Source organism: Ruegeria sp. CDSA236 (assembly GCF_059611285.1).
Map to the genome: position 1 here is coordinate 627,861 of NZ_JBXWPG010000001.1, position 25,843 is coordinate 653,703.

Annotated in this window: 28 protein-coding genes; 10 read left to right on the top strand and 18 right to left on the bottom strand. The window is 56.2% G+C overall.

What is annotated here, in order from left to right; translation table 11 throughout:
- Both AC2FLB_RS03190 and AC2FLB_RS03195 read right to left on the bottom strand, forming a co-directional pair.
- Nucleotides 1-369, bottom strand: a complete 369-nt coding sequence (locus AC2FLB_RS03190; protein WP_496708600.1) for a hypothetical protein — start codon at nt 367-369, stop codon at nt 1-3.
- Nucleotides 370-410: 41 nt separating this feature from the next.
- Nucleotides 411-728, bottom strand: a complete 318-nt coding sequence (locus tag AC2FLB_RS03195; protein ID WP_496692461.1) for an ArsC/Spx/MgsR family protein — start codon at nt 726-728, stop codon at nt 411-413.
- Nucleotides 729-944: 216 nt separating this feature from the next.
- On the opposite strand from AC2FLB_RS03195, the gene AC2FLB_RS03200 reads away from it, so the two are divergent.
- A complete protein-coding gene (locus tag AC2FLB_RS03200) occupies nt 945-1,151 on the top strand; it encodes a cold-shock protein (RefSeq protein ID WP_142632979.1) in 207 nt (68 codons plus the stop codon).
- A 435-nt stretch (nt 1,152-1,586) separates the two neighbouring features.
- On the opposite strand, the gene thyX is transcribed toward AC2FLB_RS03200, so the two are convergent.
- Nucleotides 1,587-2,498, bottom strand: a complete 912-nt coding sequence (gene thyX, locus AC2FLB_RS03205; protein ID WP_281971864.1) for an FAD-dependent thymidylate synthase — start codon at nt 2,496-2,498, stop codon at nt 1,587-1,589.
- A gap of 175 nt (nt 2,499-2,673) precedes the next feature.
- Between thyX and AC2FLB_RS03210 the strand changes: the two genes are divergently transcribed.
- Genes AC2FLB_RS03210 through AC2FLB_RS03220 form a run of 3 tightly spaced genes read left to right on the top strand, consistent with a single transcriptional unit; the run spans nt 2,674 to nt 4,528 of the window.
- The gene (locus AC2FLB_RS03210) at nt 2,674-3,102 is read left to right on the top strand and encodes a VOC family protein (protein ID WP_142632976.1); all 429 of its coding nucleotides are present in this window, start codon (nt 2,674-2,676) and stop codon (nt 3,100-3,102) included.
- Nucleotides 3,099-3,803: a DUF1194 domain-containing protein gene (locus AC2FLB_RS03215; protein ID WP_496708601.1), complete on the top strand. Its 705-nt coding sequence runs from the start codon at nt 3,099-3,101 to the stop codon at nt 3,801-3,803. The genes AC2FLB_RS03210 and AC2FLB_RS03215 overlap by 4 nt, the downstream gene beginning before the upstream one ends.
- Entirely contained in the window at nt 3,800-4,528 is a 729-nt protein-coding gene (locus AC2FLB_RS03220; protein ID WP_496708602.1) for a DUF1194 domain-containing protein, read from the top strand. Before AC2FLB_RS03215 ends, AC2FLB_RS03220 begins: the two co-directional genes overlap by 4 nt.
- On the opposite strand, the gene AC2FLB_RS03225 is transcribed toward AC2FLB_RS03220, so the two are convergent.
- The 3 genes from AC2FLB_RS03225 to AC2FLB_RS03235 all read right to left on the bottom strand — a co-directional run bounded on the left by AC2FLB_RS03225 (nt 4,522) and on the right by AC2FLB_RS03235 (nt 5,743).
- Nucleotides 4,522-5,019, bottom strand: a complete 498-nt coding sequence (locus AC2FLB_RS03225) for a MarR family winged helix-turn-helix transcriptional regulator (RefSeq protein WP_271947897.1) — start codon at nt 5,017-5,019, stop codon at nt 4,522-4,524. The two genes, AC2FLB_RS03220 and AC2FLB_RS03225, sit on opposite strands and share 7 nt — an antisense overlap.
- A 77-nt stretch (nt 5,020-5,096) precedes the next feature.
- Nucleotides 5,097-5,321, bottom strand: coding sequence for a succinate dehydrogenase assembly factor 2 (locus AC2FLB_RS03230; protein ID WP_282021852.1), 225 nt, complete (start codon nt 5,319-5,321; stop codon nt 5,097-5,099).
- A gap of 32 nt (nt 5,322-5,353) precedes the next feature.
- Nucleotides 5,354-5,743 (bottom strand): helix-turn-helix domain-containing protein, encoded by a 390-nt coding sequence (locus AC2FLB_RS03235; RefSeq protein WP_496692395.1) that lies wholly within the window; start codon nt 5,741-5,743, stop codon nt 5,354-5,356.
- 92 nt (nt 5,744-5,835) lie between these two features.
- Here AC2FLB_RS03235 and AC2FLB_RS03240 point away from each other — a divergent pair, with 92 nt between their 5' ends.
- Nucleotides 5,836-7,038, top strand: a complete 1,203-nt coding sequence (locus tag AC2FLB_RS03240) for a pyridoxal phosphate-dependent aminotransferase (protein ID WP_496708603.1) — start codon at nt 5,836-5,838, stop codon at nt 7,036-7,038.
- A gap of 11 nt (nt 7,039-7,049) precedes the next feature.
- Entirely contained in the window at nt 7,050-7,451 is a 402-nt protein-coding gene (locus AC2FLB_RS03245) for a hypothetical protein (protein ID WP_271947903.1), read from the top strand.
- Nucleotides 7,452-7,458: 7 nt separating this feature from the next.
- Here the strand turns inward: AC2FLB_RS03245 and AC2FLB_RS03250 are convergent, their stop codons facing one another.
- Together AC2FLB_RS03250 and ppk2 are read right to left on the bottom strand one after the other, a co-directional pair.
- Nucleotides 7,459-8,811, bottom strand: coding sequence for an MATE family efflux transporter (locus AC2FLB_RS03250; protein WP_282021853.1), 1,353 nt, complete (start codon nt 8,809-8,811; stop codon nt 7,459-7,461).
- A gap of 116 nt (nt 8,812-8,927) precedes the next feature.
- Complete coding sequence (gene ppk2, locus AC2FLB_RS03255) at nt 8,928-9,854, bottom strand: polyphosphate kinase 2 (protein ID WP_142632960.1); 927 nt, start codon at nt 9,852-9,854, stop codon at nt 8,928-8,930.
- 111 nt (nt 9,855-9,965) lie between these two features.
- Here ppk2 and AC2FLB_RS03260 point away from each other — a divergent pair, with 111 nt between their 5' ends.
- Complete coding sequence (locus AC2FLB_RS03260) at nt 9,966-10,841, top strand: alpha/beta fold hydrolase (protein WP_496708604.1); 876 nt, start codon at nt 9,966-9,968, stop codon at nt 10,839-10,841.
- A 3-nt stretch (nt 10,842-10,844) separates the two neighbouring features.
- Here AC2FLB_RS03260 and AC2FLB_RS03265 read toward each other — a convergent pair whose 3' ends face one another.
- Nucleotides 10,845-11,453 (bottom strand): carboxymuconolactone decarboxylase family protein, encoded by a 609-nt coding sequence (locus tag AC2FLB_RS03265; RefSeq protein ID WP_496688555.1) that lies wholly within the window; start codon nt 11,451-11,453, stop codon nt 10,845-10,847.
- Nucleotides 11,454-11,564: 111 nt separating this feature from the next.
- Nucleotides 11,565-11,942 (bottom strand): hypothetical protein, encoded by a 378-nt coding sequence (locus AC2FLB_RS03270; protein WP_496708605.1) that lies wholly within the window; start codon nt 11,940-11,942, stop codon nt 11,565-11,567.
- Nucleotides 11,943-12,149: 207 nt separating this feature from the next.
- Here AC2FLB_RS03270 and parE point away from each other — a divergent pair, with 207 nt between their 5' ends.
- Together parE and AC2FLB_RS03280 are read left to right on the top strand one after the other, a co-directional pair.
- Complete coding sequence (parE, locus tag AC2FLB_RS03275) at nt 12,150-14,108, top strand: DNA topoisomerase IV subunit B (RefSeq protein WP_271947914.1); 1,959 nt, start codon at nt 12,150-12,152, stop codon at nt 14,106-14,108.
- A 7-nt stretch (nt 14,109-14,115) separates the two neighbouring features.
- A complete protein-coding gene (locus AC2FLB_RS03280) occupies nt 14,116-14,829 on the top strand; it encodes a hypothetical protein (RefSeq protein ID WP_496708606.1) in 714 nt (237 codons plus the stop codon).
- 131 nt (nt 14,830-14,960) lie between these two features.
- Here AC2FLB_RS03280 and AC2FLB_RS03285 read toward each other — a convergent pair whose 3' ends face one another.
- From AC2FLB_RS03285 to AC2FLB_RS03320, 8 genes are all read right to left on the bottom strand, one after another.
- Entirely contained in the window at nt 14,961-16,106 is a 1,146-nt protein-coding gene (locus AC2FLB_RS03285) for an iron-containing alcohol dehydrogenase (RefSeq protein ID WP_496708607.1), read from the bottom strand.
- On the bottom strand, nt 16,103-17,485 hold the full coding sequence (locus AC2FLB_RS03290) for an aldehyde dehydrogenase family protein (RefSeq protein WP_496708608.1): 1,383 nt from the start codon (nt 17,483-17,485) through the stop codon (nt 16,103-16,105). Before AC2FLB_RS03290 ends, AC2FLB_RS03285 begins: the two co-directional genes overlap by 4 nt.
- Nucleotides 17,486-17,615: 130 nt before the next feature.
- Nucleotides 17,616-18,977, bottom strand: coding sequence for a glutamine synthetase family protein (locus AC2FLB_RS03295; protein ID WP_271947924.1), 1,362 nt, complete (start codon nt 18,975-18,977; stop codon nt 17,616-17,618).
- A 57-nt stretch (nt 18,978-19,034) separates the two neighbouring features.
- A complete protein-coding gene (locus AC2FLB_RS03300; RefSeq protein ID WP_142632940.1) occupies nt 19,035-20,720 on the bottom strand; it encodes a Na/Pi cotransporter family protein in 1,686 nt (561 codons plus the stop codon).
- 146 nt (nt 20,721-20,866) lie between these two features.
- On the bottom strand, nt 20,867-21,901 hold the full coding sequence (locus AC2FLB_RS03305; protein WP_142632938.1) for a TRAP transporter substrate-binding protein: 1,035 nt from the start codon (nt 21,899-21,901) through the stop codon (nt 20,867-20,869).
- Nucleotides 21,902-21,953: 52 nt separating this feature from the next.
- Entirely contained in the window at nt 21,954-23,273 is a 1,320-nt protein-coding gene (locus AC2FLB_RS03310; protein ID WP_281971849.1) for a TRAP transporter large permease, read from the bottom strand.
- Nucleotides 23,270-23,842 carry a TRAP transporter small permease subunit gene (locus tag AC2FLB_RS03315; RefSeq protein WP_496708609.1) on the bottom strand — a complete coding sequence of 191 codons (573 nt, stop codon included), beginning with the start codon at nt 23,840-23,842 and terminating at the stop codon, nt 23,270-23,272. The genes AC2FLB_RS03310 and AC2FLB_RS03315 overlap by 4 nt, the downstream gene beginning before the upstream one ends.
- 8 nt (nt 23,843-23,850) lie before the next feature.
- A complete protein-coding gene (locus tag AC2FLB_RS03320; RefSeq protein WP_496708610.1) occupies nt 23,851-24,606 on the bottom strand; it encodes an N-formylglutamate amidohydrolase in 756 nt (251 codons plus the stop codon).
- A 156-nt stretch (nt 24,607-24,762) separates the two neighbouring features.
- On the opposite strand from AC2FLB_RS03320, the gene AC2FLB_RS03325 reads away from it, so the two are divergent.
- Nucleotides 24,763-25,632: a MurR/RpiR family transcriptional regulator gene (locus AC2FLB_RS03325; RefSeq protein ID WP_142632930.1), complete on the top strand. Its 870-nt coding sequence runs from the start codon at nt 24,763-24,765 to the stop codon at nt 25,630-25,632.
- Nucleotides 25,633-25,843: the final 211 nt, after the last annotated feature.

The window sequence follows — 25,843 nt, forward strand, 5'->3', positions numbered from 1 at the left end:
TCAGAAATGTGCCTTGGGCTCGTCCGGTTTACCCGCGGCCAGCCCAAGGAGACCCGCCACGGCGGCAAAGGCGACCGGGAACATGGTGAACACATTGAACCCGAACGCATAATACATCCCAGCCGCAGAAATCAGCAGCAACACGCCACCAATCAGAGCGCGGGCATGTGCCATCGCCCCGCCCGCAATAGCCAATAAAGGCGCAAGGATCGCCGCGGTTCGGATCAACTGCGCATTGTCCACCTGCTCGGCGATCCCGTCGATTTCGCCAATCCTGTCGATCAACTCGACATATCCATAGCCAACAAACCCGACCAACATGCCGATCAGACCGGCAACTACCCCTAAAATCATCGCTGCGTTACGCATTTAGAACCCTCTAGCTTGCGACCAACCACATAAGTACCCACTCAGCCAACGCCAAGGGCTGCCTGCGTTTCAGCCGTCCAGCCCAGATAAAGTGCACCGTCTTTCTCAACAAGCGGTCGCTTCATTAAGGTTGGGTGTTCCTGCAAGAGTTCCAGCGGCTCTTTTTTGCGCTGCTCTGCATCCAACCCGCGCCACGTTGTCGACCTGGTATTGAGCAAAGCCTCGCCGAAACGTTTTAGGGCCTGCGCCAGTACCGCATCCGGCACACCTTGCGCGCGAACATCGATAAAATCCGAACCCTCAAGCGATTTCATAGCCTTACGGCAAGTATCGCAAGTCTTCAATCCATATACGCGCATTTTCGGGCTGCTCCTGTTTCGATCTTGATAATGGGCAAATTCGCCAGTGTATTCCGGTATTTCTTGATTTTTTACTTCACCGTGCAATGTTGAAAAAGACGAAACACGTAATTCGGGCCGTGTCGTGTGGACGAGACGGTGATGTGTTGCGGTTACGTCAATCGCTACCCCCACCAATTTTGTGGGACAACGTGCAAGTAGAAGGAGACACGGGAAATGCCAACTGGCACCGTGAAATGGTTCAATACCACCAAAGGCTATGGGTTTATTGCCCCTGATGAAGGCGGCAAGGACGTATTTGTTCACATCTCGGCCGTTGAAAGATCTGGTCTTACCGGACTCGCTGACAATCAGAAGGTCGCTTACGAACTGGAAGACGGACGTGACGGCCGACAAATGGCTTCAGATTTGAAGCCACTGTAAAATCCCGTTACTGCGGGTACGAAAATCAGGACAACGGCCAATTTCAGGCCGTTGGCCATCGAAAGTGATGTGCCTATTCTGGCGCCCTGCTGCTTTCGGGGCGCGTGGTTCAATTTTGCCACATGGCACGATACAGGACGTACTGGTCGCATAAGTGACCACCATCGTCCAGTTGCCGGATTATCTAGTCCACACTTCCATCAGTTGTTCAGGATCGCACATCCCGGCTCTTGCCCGCTCAGAGGTGAACTGGAGCGCAAGTTTTTGGTGCATGTAGCCGTGGGTTCGCAAATCACCATCGACGATGGGGGGACTCGGCATGTGCCACGCGAGGTAGGAACAGGGTCAGACAACCGGTTTTGATCAAAACTGAAAGTGTCATGAAACGATCGCAACCATTTCATGACGCCCCGTATAGACAGACGGCAAGCGCACTCAGCTTTCCTTGATGATCGCCTCGAACTCACGCCATTCCCGCCCGGTCATGCCCGAGTTTTCCTGCGTGACCGTCTCTCCGGCCAACATCCGACGCAGGCTGTCGACCATCTGCGCGGAAAGATTGACCGCACCCAAGCGGTAATCTTCAAACGCCTTATAGGCGGCCGGCACCCAATCAGCGACGATCTTGCACATGGCATCGGCGTAAACACGAATTTCGTATTGGGCATGAGGATCCGCGCGCAGACGCAGGAAGTGGAACAGGTTGTGCAGGTCAACCTTCCAGTACCATTGCGTGTAGATATTCGCCGGAAGGTTCATCCGCGCCAGTTCACGCGCAAGCCCTTGCTGCCCGTCCTGACCCATCATCGCCTCGTAATTGTCATAACAACGCGCGCTGTCAGCTTTCAATATCTCAAGGACGCGGGCGGCTTCTTCGCCCTGCAACGTATCGCCGCGACCCTGATTGTTGATCTCGGACTGCGCGGACACGTGCTCGGGTGCCGGGATATAGAATTCACGGTCCAAAATCGAATAGCGCGCCGAATATTCATTCACATTCGCTGTCCGGTGCCGAATCCACTGTCGCGCGACAAAAACCGGTAACTTGACGTGCAACTTTATCTCGCACATCTCAAACGGGGTCGAGTGCCAGTGCCGCATCAGATAGCGGATCAACCCTTCGTCATTTTGCACTGATTTGGTGCCCTTGCCATAGGACACGCGTGCGGCCTGACAAATCGCTGCGTCATCACCCATATAGTCGATCACGCGCACAAAACCGTGGTCCAGAACCTGATGCGCCGTGTACAGGTGTTCCTCCATCCCCGCAGCTACAACACGGCGTGTTGGATGCGATTGCGCCCGTTGCGCTTCGATCTCGGCCAGTTGGTCAGAGGACAGCGGCATGAAATTTCCTTTCCAGCAATGAGTCGCCTGCCACTATATATCGCCAATCAAAAGACAGGAACCGCGATATGTGCGCCCACATTTGCATTTTCAGAATTGTGTCCGTGCGGCCTCTCGACACGTGATGTACGCGCGCTAAGGTGCAGGGCATCACCGGAACAGAAAGGAACCCGCAATGGGTCTCACTTACCTCCACACCATGGTTCGCGTGAAGGACCTGGACAAATCCATGGCGTTTTACAAGTTGCTGGGTCTTAAGGAAACGCGCCGCTATGACAGCGAACAGGGGCGGTTTTCTCTGATCTTCATGGCTCCCGCTGGGCAAGAGGATCGACCAATCGAGTTGACCTATAACTGGGATGGGGATGACGATCTGCCCAACGACAGCCGCCATTTCGGCCATCTCGCCTATGGAGTCGACAATATTTATGAAACCTGCCAGCACCTGCAGGACAATGGAGTCGTGATCAACCGGCCACCGCGCGACGGCCGAATGGCGTTTGTGCGGTCACCCGACAATATCTCGGTAGAGTTGCTACAAAACGGTGATGCGCTGGAACCGGCCGAACCCTGGGCCAGCATGGAAAGCACCGGGCACTGGTGATCCGTTGGTTGATCACACTGGGCCTAGCCTTTTTAGCCAGCCCCCTGCGGGCCGAGCCCTGTCGCCTTGCGCTCGCGCTGGCAATGGACATTTCAACGTCGGTAAGCGCAGAAGAGGACGCGCTGCAAAGGCAGGGCCTTGCCGCAGCGTTGGTTGCCCCCGAGGTGACCGAGGCCTTCTTTTCCTCGCCGATGCCGGTCGCGCTGGCTGTTTATGAATGGAGCGGCCGGGACGTTCAGCACATCATACTGGGCTGGACGATGATCAACACGCAGACCGATTTGCTGGTGGCGGCGACCACGGTACAGCAATCGGTCCGATCAGACAGCGACTCGGCCACGGCGATGGGGTATGCGCTAGCCTTTGGGGCGACGCTGATGCAGCAGGCCCCGACATGTCTTTTTCAAACCATAGACCTGTCAGGTGACGGTTCGAACAACGATGGATATGGCCCGGATTCCGCCTATCGGCATTTTCCCTTTGAGAATACGATTGTGAATGGCCTGGTCATTAATGCCGCCGACTTCGAAGGCGAGCTGTACCTGATTCCCTTCTTTGAAAACAATGTCCTGTACGGCCCCGGCGCGTTTCTGGAAATCGCCGACGGGTTCCTGGATTTCGAACGCGCCATGCGGCGCAAACTTGAACGCGAACTAAAAGGTATGCAGATCGGCGCATTGTCGGGCCCCGGCCAGCGATGATACGTGCGCTTGCAACGATAGTCAGCATATTGGCCACCTCTGCGGCATCAGAATGCCGCCATGCTTTGGCTTTGGGCCTGGATGTGTCGGGATCAGTCGACAGCTCGGAATACCGGTTGCAGCTTGGCGGCTTGGCAGGTGCTTTGCGCAGGCCCGAGATTAAGCAACTCTTTCTTTCAGACACAGCAAACCCGGTACACATCGCGATTTATGAGTGGAGCGAACCCGGCCACCAACGCCTGTTATTGGGCTGGACCGCAGTACAATCGGACCTCGATCTGGAGCGCATAGCCACCCTGCTCGACCATGTGAAACGCAGCGGCGCTCCGCAAGGAACCGCCGTCGGGTCCGCCATGCTGTTCGGTGCCGAGCTTTTGGGCCAGAAACCCGATTGCTGGAAGCGGACATTGGATCTGTCGGGGGACGGAAAGCACAATATCGGCCTGCATCCAAGAAATGCGAAACAGACGCTCTCTGACGACGGTATCACGATCAATGGACTGGTCATCGGTGCCGACGACCCTGACATCGGTAGCACCCGCTATGTTCAGGTCGGAGAGCTGCTGGCCTATTTCAAAGCATGGGTCATCCTTGGCCCCGGCGCCTTTGTTGAGGTTGCCCTGGGCTTTGACGATTACGAAGAAGCAATGACCCGTAAACTGATCCGCGAACTTGAAGGCCTGACCCTATCGGATGCGGGACAGAGGCCGACCAAGCATCAGTAGATATAGCGGATCTGATCCGTCCAATACCGTTCTACCCGCCGCAATGCTCCGGTAATGTCTTCGATCCCTTCCTGTCCAAGCACGCCGCGCGATTGTAGGCCTTCGGCATGTCTCGAAAACAGCTCGGAGACGATATCGCGGATTTCCCGGCCCTGTGGCGTCAACCGGACACGCACCGAACGGCGGTCTATTTCGCAACGCTGGTGGTGCATATACCCCATCTCGACCAATTTTTTGAGGTTGTAGCTGACATTGCTGCCTTGATAGTAGCCGCGGCTTTTCAATTCACCAGCGGTAACCTCATGATCCCCGATATTGAACAAAAGCAACGCCTGAACCGCGTTGATCTCAAGAACACCGACCCGTTCAAACTCATCTTTGATGACATCCAACAACAAACGATGAAGCCGCTCAACCAGAGCAAGTGCCTCAAGATAGCTGGTCATGAAGCCTTTGACCCCCGGCGCGGAGACCTGCATTTCCAAACTCATACGATCCTCCGATTCATTCGCGCAGTTTCAGGCAGAATGAAGCGAAAAGCCGAAAAATCAGTTAAGCCAGATAATCTCTATTTTTGAAAGGTTTGTGCAATTTCGGAAACAAGGTCCGAGAATTGGGTAGGTGGCAGGACCTGACCGGTGACCCATTGATACAGGTCCTGATCATTCTCGTGCAACAGGGCGTCGTAAACATCCAGCCCTGTTGCATCCATGGAGTCCAGATTGCGGTCTGCATAGGCAGCCAGAATCAGATCCATCTCTTTGATGCCGCGTCGCATGGAACGCATTTTCATCCGTTTGATCCTGACATTGCGCGGTTCGGCCACTATTCCGCCTCCAGCATCATGCGCACACGTTTCTCCAGCCTTGCAGCCCGCTCGGCGCTGGCGCGCATCTCGCCTCGGATTGAACGAAGCTCGGATACGATTCTGGCCAGGTCAGGTGCGTTTTCTCCAGCCTCGACAGGGGCGTCCATCCCGTCGCCCTCACCGGTGAGAAGCCACATGATCGAAACGTTGATCATGCCTGCCATCATCGACAGTCGGTTGGCCCGGGGCTCAGACAGATCATTTTCCCAGGCGGCAATCGTAGACTTCTTGACACCCAGCCTGCGGGCCAGATGTGCCTGCGTCATCCCCGCTGCCTCACGCGCCCCTGCCAGCCGGTCTCCGAATGTCGCCGCGTCGGGTCCGTACCAGTCATTTTCGTCGTTCATCGGGGTCTCCAAATCTCTTGTTTTATATCGCTTGATCGTCGTTCGGGCGCACCCTATGACAGTCAGGCTAAACATACAAACTGAGGCCGACCATGAGTTTCCTGTCTGCGACACTGTCACGCGTAAAACCATCTCCAACAATCGCGATGACAGCCAAGGCGGCCGAATTAAAGGCAGCCGGACGAGACGTAATTGGCCTAAGCGCCGGAGAGCCAGATTTCGACACGCCCCAGAACATCAAGGATGCTGCGGTGGCGGCCATCGCCGCTGGAAAGACCAAATACACCGCGCCCGATGGCATACCAGAGCTGAAGCAGGCGGTTTGCGCCAAGATGAAACGTGATCATGGACTGGACTATTCGCCTGCTCAGATCTCGGTCGGAACCGGTGGCAAGCAGACGTTGTATAACGCGCTGATGGCCACCATGAACACGGGCGATGAGGTGGTCATACCTGCGCCCTATTGGGTCAGCTATCCCGATATGGTTCTTCTGGCAGGGGGAACGCCTGTGACAGTTGAAACGACCTTGGAGAACAGTTTCAGACTAACCGCTGAACAGCTTGAGGCAGCTATTACCCCAAAGACCAAATGGTTCATCTTCAACTCTCCGTCCAACCCAACCGGTGCAGGGTATAGCCGGGCGGAACTGAGAGCTTTGACCGATGTCCTGATCAGGCACCCGCATGTTTGGGTAATGACAGATGATATGTACGAGCATCTGGCCTATGACGGGTTTGAATTCTGCACACCGGCCGAAGTCGAGCCCAGGCTTTATGACCGCACCCTGACCTGCAATGGTGTATCCAAAGCTTATGCGATGACTGGCTGGCGGATTGGCTATGCAGCAGGGCCTACCGAATTGATTGCGGCAATGCGCAAGGTTCAGTCGCAATCGACCTCGAACCCCTGCTCGATCAGCCAATGGGCGGCGGTAGAGGCGCTGAACGGTACACAGTCCTTTCTGGCCCCGAACAATGAAACGTTCAAGCGCCGCCGTGATCTGGTCATCAGCATGCTGAACCAGATCGAAGGAGTGACCTGCCCAACTCCGGAAGGTGCGTTTTACGTCTACCCTTCCATTTCCGGGTTGATCGGAAAGACCACGCCTGCAGGCACTTTGATCGACACAGACGAAGCCTTCGCAACCGCGCTTTTGGAAGAGGCTGACGTTGCAGTCGTCTTCGGCGCTGCGTTTGGGTTGTCCCCCAACTTCCGCGTCAGCTATGCTACGTCAGATGAAGCGCTGACCGAAGCCTGCACGCGCATTCAGAGGTTTTGTGCTTCGCTGACCTGATCGGAGACCTTATGACTGCCGAATTGCCTGAGTACTATTTCCGCATACGCGAAAACGGTGCCGCGGTTTTCCGGATCGACACGGAAAACCGCCAACGTCGGATTGAAATGAACCAGATCGCGGTCATCAACATCCGCAATGGAGAGGTGAAGCCGCAGGGTCAGCGCGCTCTGACTGAGGCGGATCAGGCCGAAATCGAGCGCTGGATGGCAGAACGTAAAGATCTTCTGGCGCAGCGCGATATCGACGATATTCACCGCGCGGTGGACTATCTGAACCTAACCACACAGTGGGCCCAGTCCAAAGCGACTGACCAACAGCTCGAGGACGTTACGGACCGGCTACTACTGGCGATGCATGATCTGCGCAGCGTATTGGTTCGGAAGAAAGCCGACCGGCTAAACAAAGGCTAATTTGCCTTCACGCTGCCGGTTCAGCGATCATACGCACTGATCGTAACCAGAAGCGCGCCATCAACAGTACGGCGGCACAGGCAAGACCCAGCACAAGGCCCAACCAGACACCGACGCCCTCCATGCCGCGGATGAACCCAAAATAGTAGGACGCCGGAATTCCGACGACCCAATAGCTTAGCCCCGCCATGACCATTGGCACCTTGGCATCCTGCAATCCGCGCAAAAGGCCCAACGCGATCACCTGTGCACCGTCCACCAGCTGGAACAACGCAGCCATGGCCAGCAATCCGGTACCTATGGCCAGAATCTCGGGGCGTTTCGGATCCTGCGGTTCCACAAATACGGAAATCAGAGGCTCGGCGCAGGTCAGGAACAGGATGATTGTCAGGATAGACACCACAAGGGACATCCCTGTCACGGCGACGGCTCCTTTTTCCAGATGCGCGCGGTCCTTGCGGCCAAGCGCATTGCCCGCCCGGATCGTGGCGGCGTTGGACAGGCCCAGATGCACCATGAATGTCGCCGAGGCGAGGTTCAGAGCGATCCCATGCGCCGCCAGCGGCACCTGACCGATCCAGCCCATCATAAAGGCCGACATCGCGAACAGAGACACTTCGGCCAGCAGGGTCAGCCCGATGGGTATGCCTAGCTTCAGAACGCTCAGCAGCATCTCCCAGTCGGGCCGCCAAAACCTTTGGAACAGGCTATGCTCGGGCAGAACTTTTACAGCATAGATGATAACCGCAATTAACGACACGGTCTGCGTCACGACCGAAGCGATAGCGGCGCCCATCACGCCCAGTTCAGGCGCACCCCAGTTGCCAAAGATCAAAGCATAGTTGGTCAGACCGTTCACCACCGCAGCTGCAACAGTGATCCACAAAACAACCTGGGTTCGCTCCAACGCCGCAAGGTAGGACTTCAAGACCATTACCACCAGAGCGGGGAACAGACCCCAGCCTGCAACCCGCAGGTATTCCGATGCAGTTTCTGCCACCTGTGGATCCTGATCTGTGGCGATCAAGATCGGGTATGACCACCACAGCAATGGCATTACCACTGCTGCATATAGCAACGACAACCAGAGCCCCATGCGGGTCGAACGGCGAATGCTGGTTTCATCGTCTTCGGCAGCGGCTGTTGCCACCATTGGCATAACGGCCAGACCGAACCCGCCCCCGAACAGGAACAGGACAAAGTAAAAGCTGCTGGCCAACGTGACCGCCGCCAGAGCTTCGACCCCGTACCAGCCAAGCATGATCGTGTCCGTCAGACCGATTGCGAACTGCGCCAGATGCCCGCCAACCAATGGCAGGCCCAGGACGGCAATGGCACGGAAATGGCCTTGATATGTCATCACCTTATTCATTCCACCAGCCATAGGCCCGGGGAAAGGCCGGGACAAGACCGGAACAGAGAAATTTCAGAGTGAGACATGGATCCGAGACAGGTGCCCTGCCCCGAACCTTAGGCCTAGCAGCGGGCGTCAGGATGCAGCGCGTTGCCCAGAATATGCTCGGATCGGTGGATCACATGATGCGCCTGACCCACGATCAAAGGATCGGGCTCGCCAACAATGCCGTGATCCTTGTCCGGGTAATCAAGTGTCGACAGAAAGTGGCGCATACAGTTCAGACGAGCGCGTTTTTTGTCATTCGATTTCACGATGGTCCAGGGCGCATCAGCGGTGTCTGTATAAAAGAACATCGCCTCTTTCGCCTCGGTATAGTCATCCCATTTGCCAAGGCTTGCCTTGTCGATCGGAGATAGTTTCCATTGCTTCAACGGATCGGTCTCACGGCTTTGAAACCGCCGCTGTTGTTCGGGTTGCGTGACCGAAAACCAGTATTTGTAAAGCTGAATTCCCGACCTCACCAACATCCGTTCAAGCTCTGGCGTCTGGCGCATAAACTCTAGGTACTCGTTCGGAGAACAGAACCCCATCACCCTCTCGACCCCGGCGCGGTTGTACCAAGAGCGGTCGTAGAACACCATTTCACCAACGGTGGGAAGCTCGTGCACATAGCGCTGATAGTACCATTGGCCCTTTTCTTCCCAGGTGGGTTTGTTAAGGGCGACCACGCGCGCCTGACGGGGGTTCAGGTGTTCCATAAACCGTTTGATTGTACCGCCTTTACCAGCCGCATCGCGCCCTTCAAACAGCAATACGAACCGTTGACCGGTTTCCTGCGCCCACAGCTGAACCTTAAGCAATTCAGCCTGCAGTTTGGCCTTCTCGGCCTCATAGACCCGCCGGGGCATCTTGCGATGATAGGGATATCTTCCGCTTTCGAATGCCTTGCGGATCTTTTCCGGGCTTGGCTCGGAAACAGCACCTGCAACAGGTGTTTCGTCATTCACGCGTGGTAGATTTTGCTCGGGTTGCGCAGCTGCATCCATACATATTCTCCTTTTTTTCACTGTTCGAAAAAACGGCTAGCAGAACCGAAGCTTTCGCGCTTTGATTGGGGTCAAACCAAATTCACTTATACGGCGAAAAGGCCAAGAAACATGGAAACCCGATTTCAGATCCTGAATGGCCAGAGGTTTCATATTCGCCGTTGGGGGTCATCCGACCTGCCACCCTTGCTGATGCTGCACGGCTTTCCGGAATATGGTGAGGCATGGGCCGATCTGGCGCCACATCTGGCATCTCATTTCCATTGCATTGCCCCTGATCAACGCGGTTACGGCCAAAGCTGGGCACCAGAGGGTGTCGGCCAATATGCCACGTCCGAGCTGGTCTCGGATATGATCGCACTTGTCGAAGGTCTGGATACGCCAATCAGTGTTCTGGGCCATGACTGGGGCGCCGCGGTCGCCTATGGCCTGGCCATGTTCCGCCCAGATCTCGTCGGTCGCCTGATCATCGCAAACGGCGTTCACCCGGTGCCCTTCCAACGGGCTATGGCATCGGGCGGCGCACAATCCGCGGCCTCTCAATATATTAACGCGCTACGGGCCCCTGATGCCGCAACACACTTTGCCGCGAACAATTTTACCCGCTTGGAAAGTTTCTTTCGCCACGGGATGGGCTTGGACTGGCTGTCCGATGCCCGAATGGAGGACTATCGAACTGAATGGGCCCGTCCCGGTCGTCTGAATGCCATGCTGAGCTGGTATCGGGCCTCTCCGCTGGTTGTGGCGAAACCGGGCGAGCCCTGCACAGACCTGCCCCGGCTTCCGGTCGAGCGGCTGATGGTTCGTTGCCCACATCTTTTGCTATGGGGCTCCGATGACAAAGCGCTGCTGCCCGAGACGACAGACGGTCTGGAAGATTTCGCGCCCGACCTCACACGAGTCGATATTCCGGGCACAGATCACTGGTTACACCACCAGAAGCCCGAAGCAATGGCACAGGCAATCATCGAGTGGACAGACGGCTGAGGCCTATTTATGCCCCCAATCAGCAGGATCAGCCGAGTTATTGGGGGACAGCCCCAGAATGTCACCCTCGGTGGAACATCCCAGCCCCAGAACGGTGCGGTTGGCATAGGCAAAATAGGCGCAGACCTGATTGATCTCGAGGATTTCACCATCGTCCCACCCTGTGTTGCGCAGGACGGCTATGTCGTCTTCCACCAGATCCGCCGGGGCCTGCGTCAGCTTGCGCGCATACAACATGGCCGCAACCTGAGCAGCCTCCAATGGTGCGCTTTCGGGTGTCCCAGCTTCGATCGCGGCACGGATTGCATTACCGCGCACTTCGTCGCCTAACAGCCTTTGCAACCCGTTGAAATGATGCTCGACACAGTACCCGCAGTGGTTCAGAGAACTGACCCAGACACCCAGAGTTTCGAGAAACCACTTGGGAATCTGATTGGCCGAATGGTGCAGCACATTCTTGTACAACGCCATATGTCCTTCCATCGAATGCGGCCGCAAGGAATGCGCCATCATGATGTTGTCGACATTGTTGTCGGGGCCGGTGACGCGGTCGTAGAGTTTCTTCAACCGACCAGTGGCCGTATCGTAGGGGATGGTTTTTATCCAGCTCATTTTAAGATTCCTGCTGTCGCGGTGATTTGTTATCCGCAGCCTAAGAGGCCTTAGAACAGGTCGCGAAACGAAATCGTCGAACTTCTGCTCTGAGCCCAAACCAGCTGCGTACTATGTCGCAAAAACCTCTTCGCGTTCCTCGGAAAAGCGTCCGCGTTCGGAGAAGACAACCAATGCCTGTTTTGCGAATTTGGACACGCTGACCCATTCCTCCGAACTCTTAAACCAGTCGACGCTCCAAGTATCTTCTTCAGTTGCATCGGCTGCGTATTCGGCAAGCTCTGCAAACTTAGAAATGGCTTCTATTTCCTTTTCGCTGAATACCTTGGGAGCCTCATCGTAATCGAGCGGCAACAAGTCACCGACCAACTCAATCATCTCATAGGCCCCAAGTGTAGCGATGTCGCCTAAAGACGAATACATATCAAGCAACTCGATCAAGCGGTTGCGAAGCCTTTGATAAAGTAGTTGCCGACTGATTTCTTCCATGTAGTGTTTTTGGCACCGTAGGCGCGTTCACTCAAGGTCTGCTTCGTCCGCATCGCTTCCATTAGTGATAGCTGGTGCCGCAACCATATTGATTATCCTCTAATCGGCCAACCAGCCCCAAACCATCCACAACACCTCGCGTCCCTCTTCCCCCGGACCACATCACCTGCCATAATAGGGGGAAACTCAAAAACAAGAGCAGCCCATATGCCCGACGATCTGTTGACGCCCGAAGCGACCAATACCTATGACGCCTCATCCATTGAGGTGCTCGAAGGTCTTGAACCTGTTCGCAAACGCCCCGGCATGTATATCGGCGGCACGGATGAGCGTGCGCTGCACCATATGGTCGCTGAAATCCTCGACAACTCGATGGACGAAGCGGTGGCAGGCCATGCCAACCGGATCGAGGTCGAACTGCATGCAGATTACGCCCTGACCGTGCGCGACAATGGGCGCGGCATTCCGATCGATCCGCACCCGAAATTCCCAGACAAATCCGCGCTTGAGGTCATCCTGTGCACATTGCACGCGGGCGGCAAGTTCTCGGGTAAGGCGTATCAGACCTCGGGCGGTCTGCATGGGGTTGGCGCATCTGTGGTCAATGCTTTGTCGGATTCCATGGTTGTTCAGGTGGCCCGGGACAAACAGCTGTTCGAACAACGCTTCTCGCGTGGAGTACCTCAGGGCCCCGTCGAAAAGGTCGGCGCTGCCCCCAACCGGCGCGGTACAACAGTAACTTTCCATGCCGACCCCGACATCTTTGGCCACCACAAATTCAAACCCGCGCGGCTGTTCAAATCCATCCGCTCCAAGGCCTACCTTTTCTCGGGCGTCGAAATCCGATGGAAAACCGCCATCGATGACGGCGAAACCCCGACCGAGGCGACGTTCCACTTTCCCGGCGGGTTGTCGGATTACCTGAAGGAAACGATGAACGGCTCGTCCACCTATGCCGATCAGCCCTTTGCCGGAACCGTGGACTTTCGCGAAAAGTTCAACGCGCCGGGCAAGGTCGAATGGGCGATCAACTGGACGCCCTCGCGCGACGGGTTCATCCAATCCTACTGTAACACCGTCCCCACCCCCGAAGGCGGCACCCATGTGGCCGGGTTCTGGGCCGCTGTCCTCAAGGGCATCAAAGCTTACGGCGAGCTGATCAACAACAAAAAGGCCGCGCAGATCACCCGCGACGACCTGGTCACCGGCGGCTGCGCCCTGGTGTCCTGCTTCATCAGCGAGCCTGAATTCGTTGGCCAAACCAAAGACCGCCTCGCCACGGTCGAAGCACAGCGGCTGGTCGAAAACTCGGTCCGTGACCATTTCGACAACTGGCTGGCCGCGGATAACAAGTCCGCCGGAGCGATCCTCGACTTCCTCATTCTAAGGTCTGAGGAGCGCCTGCGCCGACGGGCTGAAAAGGAAACGCAACGCAAGTCCGCCACTAAGAAACTTCGTCTCCCCGGCAAGCTGGTGGACTGTTCCAGTTCAACCCGCGACGGAACCGAATTATTCATCGTCGAGGGCGACTCGGCGGGCGGCTCGGCCAAGATGGGCCGCAACCGCAAAACACAGGCGCTGCTGCCCCTGCGCGGCAAAATCCTGAACGTGTTGGGCGCGGCCAGTTCCAAGCTGGGCACCAATGCCGAGATCAACGATCTGACCCAGGCGCTGGGTGTGGGCCTCGGCACCCGTTTCAACGTCGATGACCTGCGCTATGATAAGATCATCATCATGACCGACGCGGATGTCGACGGCGCGCATATCGCGGCGCTGCTGATGACGTTCTTCTTTACCCAGATGCGGCCCATGATCGACGCGGGCCACCTCTACCTCGCCTGCCCGCCGCTGTATCGCCTGACCCAAGGCGCCAAACGCGTCTATTGTCTGGACGAGGCCGAGCGCGACGTATGGATGGAAAAAGGTCTGGGCGGCAAAGGCAAGATCGACGTCTCACGCTTTAAGGGTCTGGGTGAGATGGATGCCAAGGACCTGAAAGAAACCACGATGGACCCGGCCTCGCGTAAACTGATCCGCGTCACCATAGACGAGGACGAACCCGGCGAAACCGGCGATCTGGTCGAGCGTCTGATGGGCAAGAAACCCGAACTGCGGTTCCAATACATTCAGGAGAACGCGCGGTTTGTGGAGGAGTTGGATGTTTGATGTTTGAATGCGATATCGTGACAGATTGAGCCGAATTGGCTTGATAGCAACAGGCATTTACTTAGTTCTATTTATCGGTGGAATTCCGGTCGCAGCGTTTCTAGGTGCAATAAGACTGGCACCAATTTCGCTCAACGAACTTGGAGACTTTTTCGCTGGCGCTTTCGGTCCGCTTGCAATCTTTTGGTTGGTTCTTGGTTACTTCCAACAAAGCAGAGAGCTAAAAAACAGTGTAGAGGCGCTCAGACTGCAAGCCAATGAACTGCGGCAATCGGTTGCGCAACAGGAAGCTATGGTTCTCGCTACCAAAGAGACTTTAGAGCACGAGCGTCAGGTGTTGGGTATTCATGAATTGCGCCGAAAGAGAGCTCTACGACCAGACCTGAACGTCAGATTCGGAGCTTATTCTGCGGGGCGGAGAGAATCCAAATTCCAGTTTCAAGGTGAAGTGACGAACGTTGGAAACAGCATTTCAAGATTCAACCTGAAATTCCTGGAAGGAAACAACCTGATCAAGCAAATCAGCACGCTCCATCTAGAGAAGGGCGAAACGCTGGATACTGGGCTTACTGACTTGATGGACGTTCCATCGGGTGAATTGGTAGCGATAGCCACTTATTGTGACGAAGAGAACGAAAACTTCGAGGAGCGCTTCACATTAGTCCAGATGCCTGAGAGCGAAACTTGGCCCATCTTTAGAGCACTGGACAGTGGAGCCTAGTCGGCTCACGATCCGACCATCTCTCCACCAAACTCGAGGATGGGGCACGCGCGCACCTGATGCTTTGCATCAAGCATTGGTTGGATAGCGCGTACCCCTCCTAACGAGAAGGTGCGACACGTCTTTGCGGACTACAGCGCTGCCTTGAACAACCCCGTCAGGTTCTCCTCGGTCAGCTCAATCGGATTGCCACCGCAAGATGGGTCGATGATTGCACCCTGTACCAATTCAGGGATCGCCGCCTCGGTCACGCCCAGATCGGACAGGCGACGCGGAATGCCCAGGCTGTCGTTGAACTCCTGCACAAAGGCGCGGAACCCGTCAAAGCCTCCATCGATGCCCAGATAGGCCGCGGCCTGCTGGAACCGGTCGGCGATGGCGGGGGCGTTGAACTCTAGCACCGCGGGCATGCAGACCGCGTTGGTCGTCCCGTGATGGGTGTTGAACACCGCGCCAATCGGGTGGCTCATCGCGTGGATCGCGCCGAGGCCCTTTTGAAAGGCCGTGGCCCCCATCGCTGCCGCGCTCATCATTTGGGCACGGGCTTCAATATCAGTGCCATCGGTATAGGCGCGCGGCAGGTAGTCCTTGACCAGCCGCATCCCCTCCAGCGCGATGCCGTGTGACATCGGGTGGTAATGCGGGCTAGAGAACGCTTCAACACAATGGGCAAAGGCGTCCAGACCGGTGCCCGCGGTGATGAATTTCGGCATCCCCACGGTCAGTTCCGGGTCACAGATCACCACGGTTGGCAGTACCTTAGGGTGAAAGATAATCTTTTTCGCGTGGGTTTCCGAATTGGTGATGACGCTGGCGCGCCCCACCTCTGACCCCGTCCCGGCGGTGGTCGGCACCGCAATGATCGGAGCAATGACATCGGCATCGGCGCGGGTCCACCAGTCGCCAATATCCTCAAAATCCCAGACCGGGCGCGTCTGCCCGGCCATGAAGGCCACCATCTTACCTAGATCCAGCCCCGAGCCACCGCCAAATGCGATTACCCCGTCATGGTCGCCTGCCCGATACGCCGCAACGCCGGCCTCAAGGTTCTTCTCATTGGGGTTCGGGTCCACTTCGCTAAACAGGCCACGCCCCAGACCCGCAGCCTCAAGAATATCCAGCGTCGCCGAGGTGATCGGCAGATCAGCCAACCCCTTGTCCGTGACCAGCAGAGGGCGTTTCATTCCGGCCGCAGCGCAGGCTTCGGGCAGTTCCTTGATGCGGCCAGCGCCGAATTTGATCGCGGTCGGATAGGACCAGTTTCCAGACAGGCTCATGATGTCACCTTCTTCAGATGGTAGGATTTGGGGCGGGTAAGGTTGTGATAGCCGATGACAGAAAGACCACCGCCACGCCCGGTATTCTTGCAACCGGTCCAGCACAGGCCCGGATCCAAATAATCTGCGCGGTTCATGAAGACGGTGCCAGTTTCAATCTGGTCACCGACCCGCGCGGCCCGGTCCACGTCGCGGGTCCAGAGGCTGGCGGTCAGACCAAACTCGCTGTCATTCATCAGCGCGATGGCTTCGTCATCCGACGACACTTTCATGATACCAACTACAGGGCCGAAACTCTCATCCCGCATCACCCGCATGTCGTGTGTGACATTGGTCAGGATTTGCGGGGTCAGATATGCCCCCCCATCATCCTCGGGGAAAGTGTCGATATGGGAAACTGCGCCATCCGCGACTGCCTCGGCAATCTGCGCGCGGACCTCATCGGCAAAGCGTATATTGGCCATCGGTCCAATCGTCGTCTCTGCATCCAGCGGATTGCCCAGCTTATAGCCCTGAACAATCTCAACCGCTTTGGCAACGAACGCATCATACAGGCTTTCGTGCACATAAATCCGCTCAATCCCGCAGCAGCACTGGCCCGCGTTGAACATCGCACCGTCGATCAGCGTATCAACAGCTGCGTCCAGATCGGCGTCGTCCATGACATAGCCTGGATCCTTGCCGCCCAACTCGGTACCGACCCCGGTGAATGTGCCCGCCGCCGCACGTTCCATCGCCTGACCACCACCGACCGAGCCAGTGAAGTTCACGAAATCAAACGCATTTCCAGCGATCAAATCGTTAGTCACATCATGACTCAGGAACACATTCTGGAACACATCCTCAGGAACACCTGCCGAATGGAAAGCCTGCGTCATCCGCTCACCCACCAACAAGGTCTGGGTCGCGTGTTTCAGCACCACGGTATTGCCCGCAATCAACGCCGGGGCCACCGTATTGATCGCAGTCATGTACGGGTAGTTCCAGGGCGCCACGACAAAGACCACCCCGTGCGGAATCCGTTTGATATAGCGCCTGAAGATCTCATCCTCGCCCACCGCAATATCGGCCAGTGCACCCTGCGCGATCTCGGCCATATGGCAGGCGCGCTCGTTGAACCCGCCGAACTCTCCGCCGTAGCGCACTGGGCGCCCCATCATATGGGCCAGCTCGGGCACGATTTCGTCGTTCATCGCACCAACAGCGGCGACACCCGCCATCACAAGATCAATTCGCTCTTGTAATGGGCGTGCTGCCCAGGCTGTATGCGCTTCCCTGGCCCGCGCAGCCACCTCAAACGCTGCTTCGCGCGATAAGGTTTCGCGCTCAGCATAAACCGATCCATCGATCGGCGAGATGCATTTCAACATCTGCCCCATCTCCATTCCATCCTCTAAAAAGCAGAATCTCCTGCTTTATCTGGCCAACACAAACCTCGGGGGCCGTCATTGATGCGCCATTGGTTCAAGCACCAATAGCGGCAGGCAGGGCCCCAAGCTTCGTCCACCCTCAGGCCCGTTCGAACCCGCGGGCAATTTCCCAATCAGTAACCACGCTTTCGAATTCCTCGATTTCCACCTCGGCGGCGCGCGCATAGTGATCAACAACTTCGTCCCCCATAGCGGCCCGCAACATGGTTGAGCCAAGCAGGGCATCCCGCGCAGCGGGCAGGTTGCCGGGGATCATGCCGGACTCGCTCTGATACGCATCGCCTTTGGTTGGTGGTTCAAGCTCCAACCCCTCCTCGATGCCTGCGATACCCGCCGCCAACATACCAGCAATCGCCAGATACGGGTTCATATCCGAGCCCGGAATACGGCATTCCACGCGAACCGATTTGGTTCCATCACCACACAGTCGGAAACCGGCGGTGCGGTTGTCGACCGACCAGATGATCCGCGTCGGCGCAAAACTTCCTTTTTGGAAACGCTTGTAGCTGTTGATGTAGGGGGCCATGAAACACGTATAATCGGCAGCGTATTTCAACAACCCGGCCATATAGCTTTTCATTACTGCCGACATGCCGAGCGGATCTTTTTCGTCGAAAAAGATTGGCCTTCCCTCAGACCACAGCGACTGATGCACATGGGATGAACTGCCAACCTTGTCATGATGCCATTTCGGCAGGAACGTGGCCGCATGCCCGTGCTGCCAGGCGATTTCCTTCACCGCATTCTTGGCGATCGAGTGATACTCGGCCGTTTCCATGGCGGCGGCGTATTTGATGTTCAACTCTTCCTGACCGGTCTCGGCCTCGCCCTTCGTATTCTCGACCGGGATGCCCGCGTTCCACAAATGATTGCGGATAGGACGCATCACATGCTCTTCCTTGGTGGTCTGCAGGATATGATAATCCTCATTATAGCCCGAGATCGGCGCCAGATCGCGAAAGCCTTCCTTGCGGATCTGGTCAAAGCTCTTCTCAAACAAAAAGAACTCCAACTCGGTGGCGCACATCGCGTCGTAACCCATGGCTTTCAGGCGTTTGACCTGTTTCTTCAGGATCGACCGGGGCGCGTGCGGGACCTCTTCATGTGTGTGGTGATCCAGAACATCGCACATCACCATCACCGTGCCCTCAAGCCACGGCACCGGGCGCAATGTGCTGAGATCAGGTTTCATGACGTAATCGCCATAGCCCCGCTCCCAGCTGGTCGAGGCATATCCGTCAGGCGTGCCCATTTCCAGATCTGTCGCCAACAGATAATTGCAGCAATGGGTCTCTTGCCAAGCGCCTGCCACAAAGTGACCGGCGTGAAACCGTTTGCCCATCAGCCGCCCCTGCATGTCCACCATGCAAACAAGAACGGTGTCTACTTCACCTGCTTCAACCTTGGTTTTGAGGTCCGCCAACACAACATCATGGCCCATCATGTTCATCCTTCATCACAATCGGGCCCACCGCGCCCCTGTTCCCATCGACGGCCGTTAGTCTTCGGCCGCTTCTTTCTCCATTTCCATAACCAGCCGCGTTTCCAGAACCTGTCCGCTTTTGTAGAGGATCGGATAGGCGATGGCCGCGATATGGCCGTGCAGATCGCGCATAGCGCGCAGTGCCTCCAGATGCAGATCGCTGGACTGGAAACTTTCCGTTTGACCACGCTCCAGCCGCTTTAGATGCGCCTTGCGGCTGTCGCGGGACATCCTTTTGATCTCGGCCTTGTCCAGAACAAGACGGCGGGCACAGTCGACGTCATCCACCAACAAAACGTGTCGCGCCAGCGAAAAACTTTCCTGAATGGTGGCGTGTAAATCCTTGAGTTCTTTCCACCCCTGGGCGGAAAACTCGGCCCTTTCCATGTGTTTAATCTTTGCTGAACGCGTCATTCTGTTTGACACGACATCTCCAGCGGCCTCGAGCCGAATAGCGTATTCCACCAGACCACGGGCGGCTTTGATCTGAGACTTACTCATATTCTGCCGCGGCAACCGCGCGACAAAGCGTCGGATTTCCGTCAACTGGGCGTTTACCATTTCATCCTGCTGCGACAGAGCGGCAATGGTATCAATGTCGTCACGCTCATAGATATCCAGCACAGGGCGGAACATGCGTTCGACCTGCGTGACCATCTGCAACAATTCGTGTCGCACCGAGGACATCGCAACATCAGGGCCTGTGGCACTGGGGTCGCCTAGCGGATTAAGAGCACCCGAGAACTGATCTGCCACACCAGATTCAGGGTCGGTCTCGGGCATGAGCAAAGCCATCGGCGCTTCCATCCGGGTGACGAACCCGGTTGCCAGCAGAAACACCACGAGGTTGAAACCAATATGGGCAAAGATCAACGATTGCCCCGGTCCGCTGATCATCAATGCGGCATGGGTCCCGGTGACGTTGACAGCAAACAGCATCACAAGCGCCGCACTGCCGCGCAGCAACAGGTTGGCTATCGGTATCCGGCGGGCCGAAACGATCTGGTCGCGCGTCAACCAAATCGGAATAAAGGCCGAGCCCAAATTGGCCCCCAGTACCAACGACAAACCCGCCGCGAATGGGATTGCCCCGATCTGTACCAGCGTCACGCACATCAGGATTGTCGCAACCGAGCTGTGCATGACAAAGGCAAGCACAGCCCCAACGATGAAGGCACTGAAATAGTCGCTTTCAAGATAGCCCGCGATAGCCGGCAAAAAGGCACTTTCACGGATCGGATCAACTGCATCGCGCAAAAATTGCAGTGATACCAAAATGAAGGCCACACCCAGAACAATCCGCCCCATCAGGCGAACATTTGCCCGATCGGATTTGAGGTAGAGCCACCCGCCCAGCGCCAGCAACACCGGCTGCAACCATCCCAAATCATAAGACAGTATCTGAATGACCAGAGCCGATCCCAGATCGGCCCCCAAAACCCCCGCCAGGGCGATGCCAAAACTGACCATTCCGGCCGCCGCAAACCCTGTCAGCAAAACCGCCACGGCGGCTGAACTTTGCAGGATCGTGGCCAGAACCATACCCGCGCCACCGGCGACAAAACTGTTTGAATGTCGGGTCAAAAGCGATTGAAATAGCGCGCCAAATCGCCGCTCAATCCCCGTACGAACCAAGCGAACGGCGAAAAGCAGCAACATGGTTGCGGCAAAAATCTCGATCAGAAAACCAGCGATGGCCATGTGTTCATACCCCGTCCGACCGGTGAGCAGCACTGTGCATCCGGTTTCGCATCTCTGTTATTGGGATTGATATGAACATAAGAGGTGTCGCCAGGTGATGTCCAAACCCGACGCGAGAGGAGTCACCCGCGTCGGGAAGTTGCTTATTATCCGTAACGATAAGGCCGTCCGGCCTTGAGCATGTCGGCGTTGTATTGCTTGAATATCTCAACAACCCTCGCCTTGATCTCAGATTCTGCCGCAATCTCATCCCAGAATGCGATTGCCGCGCCTTCGACCTGTGCCCATTCCTCATCTGGGATCGTGGTCAGCTGCATCTTGTCGCCATTGACCCGCAAGCTGGCCTCGCCGCCCCAGTACCACCACTGGCGGTAGTAATGCGACTGATCACAGCAAACACGGAACAGGGTTTGCAGATCTTCCGGCAACTCGTTCCAGCGATCCATGTTGGCAAAGAAAGACCCGGCCCAGGCGCCTGAGATGTTGTTGGTCAGGAAGTAGTTGGTCACATCCGCCCAGCCGACAGTGTAATCCTCGGTGATGCCCGACCATGCGATGCCGTCCAACTCGCCGGTCTGTACGGCGACCTCGATATCTTCCCATGGCAGTGTAACTGGTACCACACCGAACTGGCTGAGGAAGCGACCCGCTGTAGGGAAAGTGAAGACACGCTTGCCTTGCAGGTCCGCCAGGCTGTTGATTGGATCCTTGGTGGCGAAATGGCACGGGTCCCATGCGCCAGCCGAGATGTGCTTGACCCCGACTTTCGAGTATTCTTCGTCCCAGATTTCGTTCAGACCGTACTGATTGAACAGAACCGGTACATCCAGGGAATAGCGCGAGGCAAACGGGAAATAGCCGCCGAATACTGTGACATCGGTGGGCGACGCCATCGAGTCATCATCGGACTGTACCGCATCAATGGTACCTTTCTGCATGGCACGGAACAGTTCGCCTGTCGGAACAAGCTGGTCAGCATAGAACAGCTCGATTTGCATCCGGTCACCGGCAATCTTGTTGAACATCTCGATTGCCGGGTCGATCACATGCGCAGCCAGCGCAGGACCGGCATAGGTCTGCATGCGCCACGTGATCGTGCTTTGAGCCAGCGCCGGTGCGGCCAGAGGTGCGGCTGCGACCCCTACCCCGGCGGTTTTCAGAAACTTACGTCTTGTCGTCATGTCAATTTCCTCTCTGTTGAAGTGCTTCGTGCCTCTTCGAAAGGCATTCTTGTTAATTTCCATAGACATAGCCGGGCAGCCAAAGAGCCAGTTCCGGGAAGATCATGATAATCGTAAGCGCCAGAACCATCACGGCGACGAACGGAAAGATCGAGCCATAGATATCCCTCAGCGTGATTTCTGGTGGGGCCATCGCGCGCATCAGAAATAGGTTATAGCCGAAAGGCGGTGTCATATAGGCGATCTGTGTGGTGATCGTGTACAGAACCCCGTACCAAATCAAGTCAAAGCCCAGCGCACCAACCAGCGGTACATAAAGCGGTGCCACAATCACCAGCATCGCGGTGTCGTCCAGAAACGTGCCCATGACAATAAAGCTGAGCTGCATCAGGATCAGGATCATCCAGGGTGACAGGCCCAACTGGTCGGTAAACAAGTTGTCGATTGCCTTCACCGCACCAAGCCCGTCGAAAACCGCGCCAAAACCAAGTGCTGCAAGGATGATCCACATGAACATGCACGATATCGCCAGCGTATGCTTGGTACAGGTTTCAAAAATCGCCCAGGTCATTCGACGTTTGGCCACCGAAACCACCAATGCCGCCAGCGCTCCGATGGCCGAACTTTCAACCAGTGACGTCCACCCGTTCACAAAGGGCACCATCATCGCAGCGAAGATAATCAGCGGCAACGCACCCGCGCCCAGCAACCGGATTTTCTCGGCCCGCGGAACCTCGTGCGCGTCTTTCATCGCTGGACCAAGCTCGGGCTGAATGCGGCAGCGGATCCAGATGTAAAGGATGAACATACCAGCCATCATCAGCCCGGGCACGATCCCCGCCAGCCATAACTGTCCCACAGGTTGACGGGCGATCATCGCATACAGCACCAGAACCACCGAAGGTGGTACAAGAATACCCAGACTGGACCCGGCCTGAATGACACCGGTCACCATGGTTTTGTCGTACCCGCGTCTCAACAGTTCAGGCAAAGCAATCGTGGCTCCAATAGCCATCCCGGCCACGCTGAGGCCATTCATGGCAGAAACCAAGACCATCAAACCAATCGTCCCGATGGCAAGCCCGCCATTCACCGGCCCCATCCAGACATGGAACATGCGATACAGGTCATCCGCCAGCCTGCTTTCGCTGAGCACATAGCCCATGAAAATGAACATTGGCAGGGTCAGCAGCGGATACCACTTCATCAGCTTCATCGCGGCTGAAAATGTGATGTCCTGCCCTCCGGTTCCCCACAATGAAAGCGCCGCGATCGTCGCAACCGCACCGATCGCACCAAAAACGCGCTGACCTGTGAACAGCATCAGCATCATCAACGCGAACATGAAGATGGCGATATATTCCTGGCTCATGCCTGCTGTACCCCGATTTCCTGCCCGTTGATCCGCGCAATGTCTTTGAAAAATTCCGAGACTGCCTGCAGCAACATCAGGAAGAAGCCGAAAACCATGATGGATTTGACCGGCCAGATATACGGCCGCCACGCGGTCGAGGAACGTTCAAGCCGACCGATCTCTTCACTGCCGGTCAGCAGTCCGGTGAAGTAGGAAACGGGTTCGTCGCCCCAATAACCAAGGCTGTACGCCGTCGATCCAAGCCCACCGTAGAACAGCACACCGAGATAGAGGATCAGCAAAAGCACGGTAAATGCATCGAACCACGCTTTTCGTTGGGGGCTCCAGTTGTGGTAAAACAGGTCCATGCGCACATTCGACCCTAGCTGGATCGAATATGGCCCACCCATGATGTAATAGGTCACCATCGCAAACTGTGCCATTTCAAGTGTCCAGAGCGACGGTAGGAAGAAGGTCTTTGATATCGAAGACCACAACAGGATGCCCATCATGACAAACAGGCCCCACATCATGACCCGCCCGATCCGATAGTTGATCGCATCCACGATACGGACATATGCGCTCATCGCTTTGATCACGCTGACGCCCCTTCCTGAAAACCGGACAGAACACGCGCAATCCAGGGCACCAGGCAATCGGCCATCTCTGCCTGCTGCTTAGGCGTGCGGATCAAGTCATTGCGGATCTCGATCATCACGTTCAGCAAGCGGTGGGGCAGCGCCTGGGTATCCAGTGTATGAGCTACTCCATCCGCCGCAGAATAAGGCTCATTCAGCCTGATGATAAAGGGGCTGCCGATAGCTCCGTCAGCCATCATCGCTGTGGCAAACTGGTTGTCCACACCGTGCAGAATACCCAGTTCGACCTGCCGTTTCTGCCCCAGATAGATCGGCGTGAAACTGTGGATTGTCACCATCAACCTAAGTGAAGCGCTGTGCTGATCGATCAAATCCGACAGAGCGGCGCAAAACGGCTGATACACGTTTTCGATTCTGACCATTCGCTGCTCGGGCGACATGTTGATGTTCGCCGGGATTTCGTAATCCTCGCTGCGGATCGGCATTGCACCCGCCGCCTCGGGCGGGCGATTGCAGTCATAGACCAGCCGAGACACCCCGCCATGGACCAAAGGTGCTGACATGCGTTTGGCCATAGCCTGCGCCACGGCCAGTGCGCCTGGATCCCAGGCAATATGACTTTCGCGTGCTTCAGCGCTTAACCCCATATCACCCAGAAAAGCCGGGATACGATTAGACGCATGTTCGCACACCAGCACGACCACAGGCGCATTGCCCGCCAAATCCGTATGAACAACTTTGCCGAAGTCCAATCTACCGTCCTGCGATTCCAAAATGAGACATTGTGGAAAAATTTCCACAGACCGCATCATCCTGTCAATATTTTTTCTGTATAAATTTTTCCAAGCTTGATCTTGCTGAAAAATTATTCACATTATGGTCTGGTCGCATAATAGGAGGACACGCCAGTGCGGGTGACAGACAGGCTTCTGGCCCATCGGGACAAGATGACCCCGTCTGAACGGCAACTGGTCAGCGTTCTGCTGGATGATTACCCGATGGCCGGGCTGGGTAGTATTACCGAATTGGCCAGTACCGCCTCAGTCTCGACCACTACGGTTGCACGGATGCTGCAAAAGACCGGTTTTGACGGATATCCTCAATTTCAGGCCGCGCTGCGTGGTGAGGTCAAAGAAATGATCTCGGGGCCAGTAGCCAAACGTGATGTCTGGCAGAATGACTTGCCCGAAGAACATATCCTCAACCGCTATTCCCAGCGTTCTCTGGCCAACCAGAAGCGCACAATCGACGAGATCGACCCCGACGAATTCGATAGCTTCTGCAGCCTGCTGAGCGATCAGAACCGGCGTATTTTCATCACCGGTGGCCGAATTACCGGAACACTGGCGCAATACCTGTATCTGCACCTGCAAATGATCCGACCGGATGTCCGCCTGTTGCCGGTCGCCGCATCCTGGACCCATGATCTGTTGGACGTGCGTCAAGGGGATGTGCTGATCGCGCTGGATGTCCGGCGCTATGAGAATGCGAGCCTGCTGATTGGTCAGCTCTGCCACGAGCGCGGGGCCGAAATCGTGCTGTTGACCGATCAGTGGCGCTCGCCAATCCACCGGCTGGCCAAACACACATTCGCGGCGCGCATCTCGGTGCCTTCTGCCTGGGATTCGATGGCTGCGATACTGACCCTGATGGAATGCGCCATAGCCGAAGTTCAGGAACGGCTTTGGGATTCGGTCAAAGATCGCACGGTCGAACTGGAACAGGCCTTTGATCGCACCAAGCTGTTTCGGAAATTCGGTCAAAGTTCGGGCTCTTAGCTTCGGATTGTTCCAAAACTACAACTGCCCGTGAGGAGTGTTGCCACTTGACCGGCGGTTGGTCACTTTGTTTCCATGACATTTATTACCGAAAACCAGCTGCCGCTGCTGATTCTGTTTTTTCTGATCGGCACAGTTGGCACAGCGTTCCTGTTTCGCAAACCAGCCGGGCATCGCGCATGGAAACTGGCTGATCTGGTCTGGGTGGTTC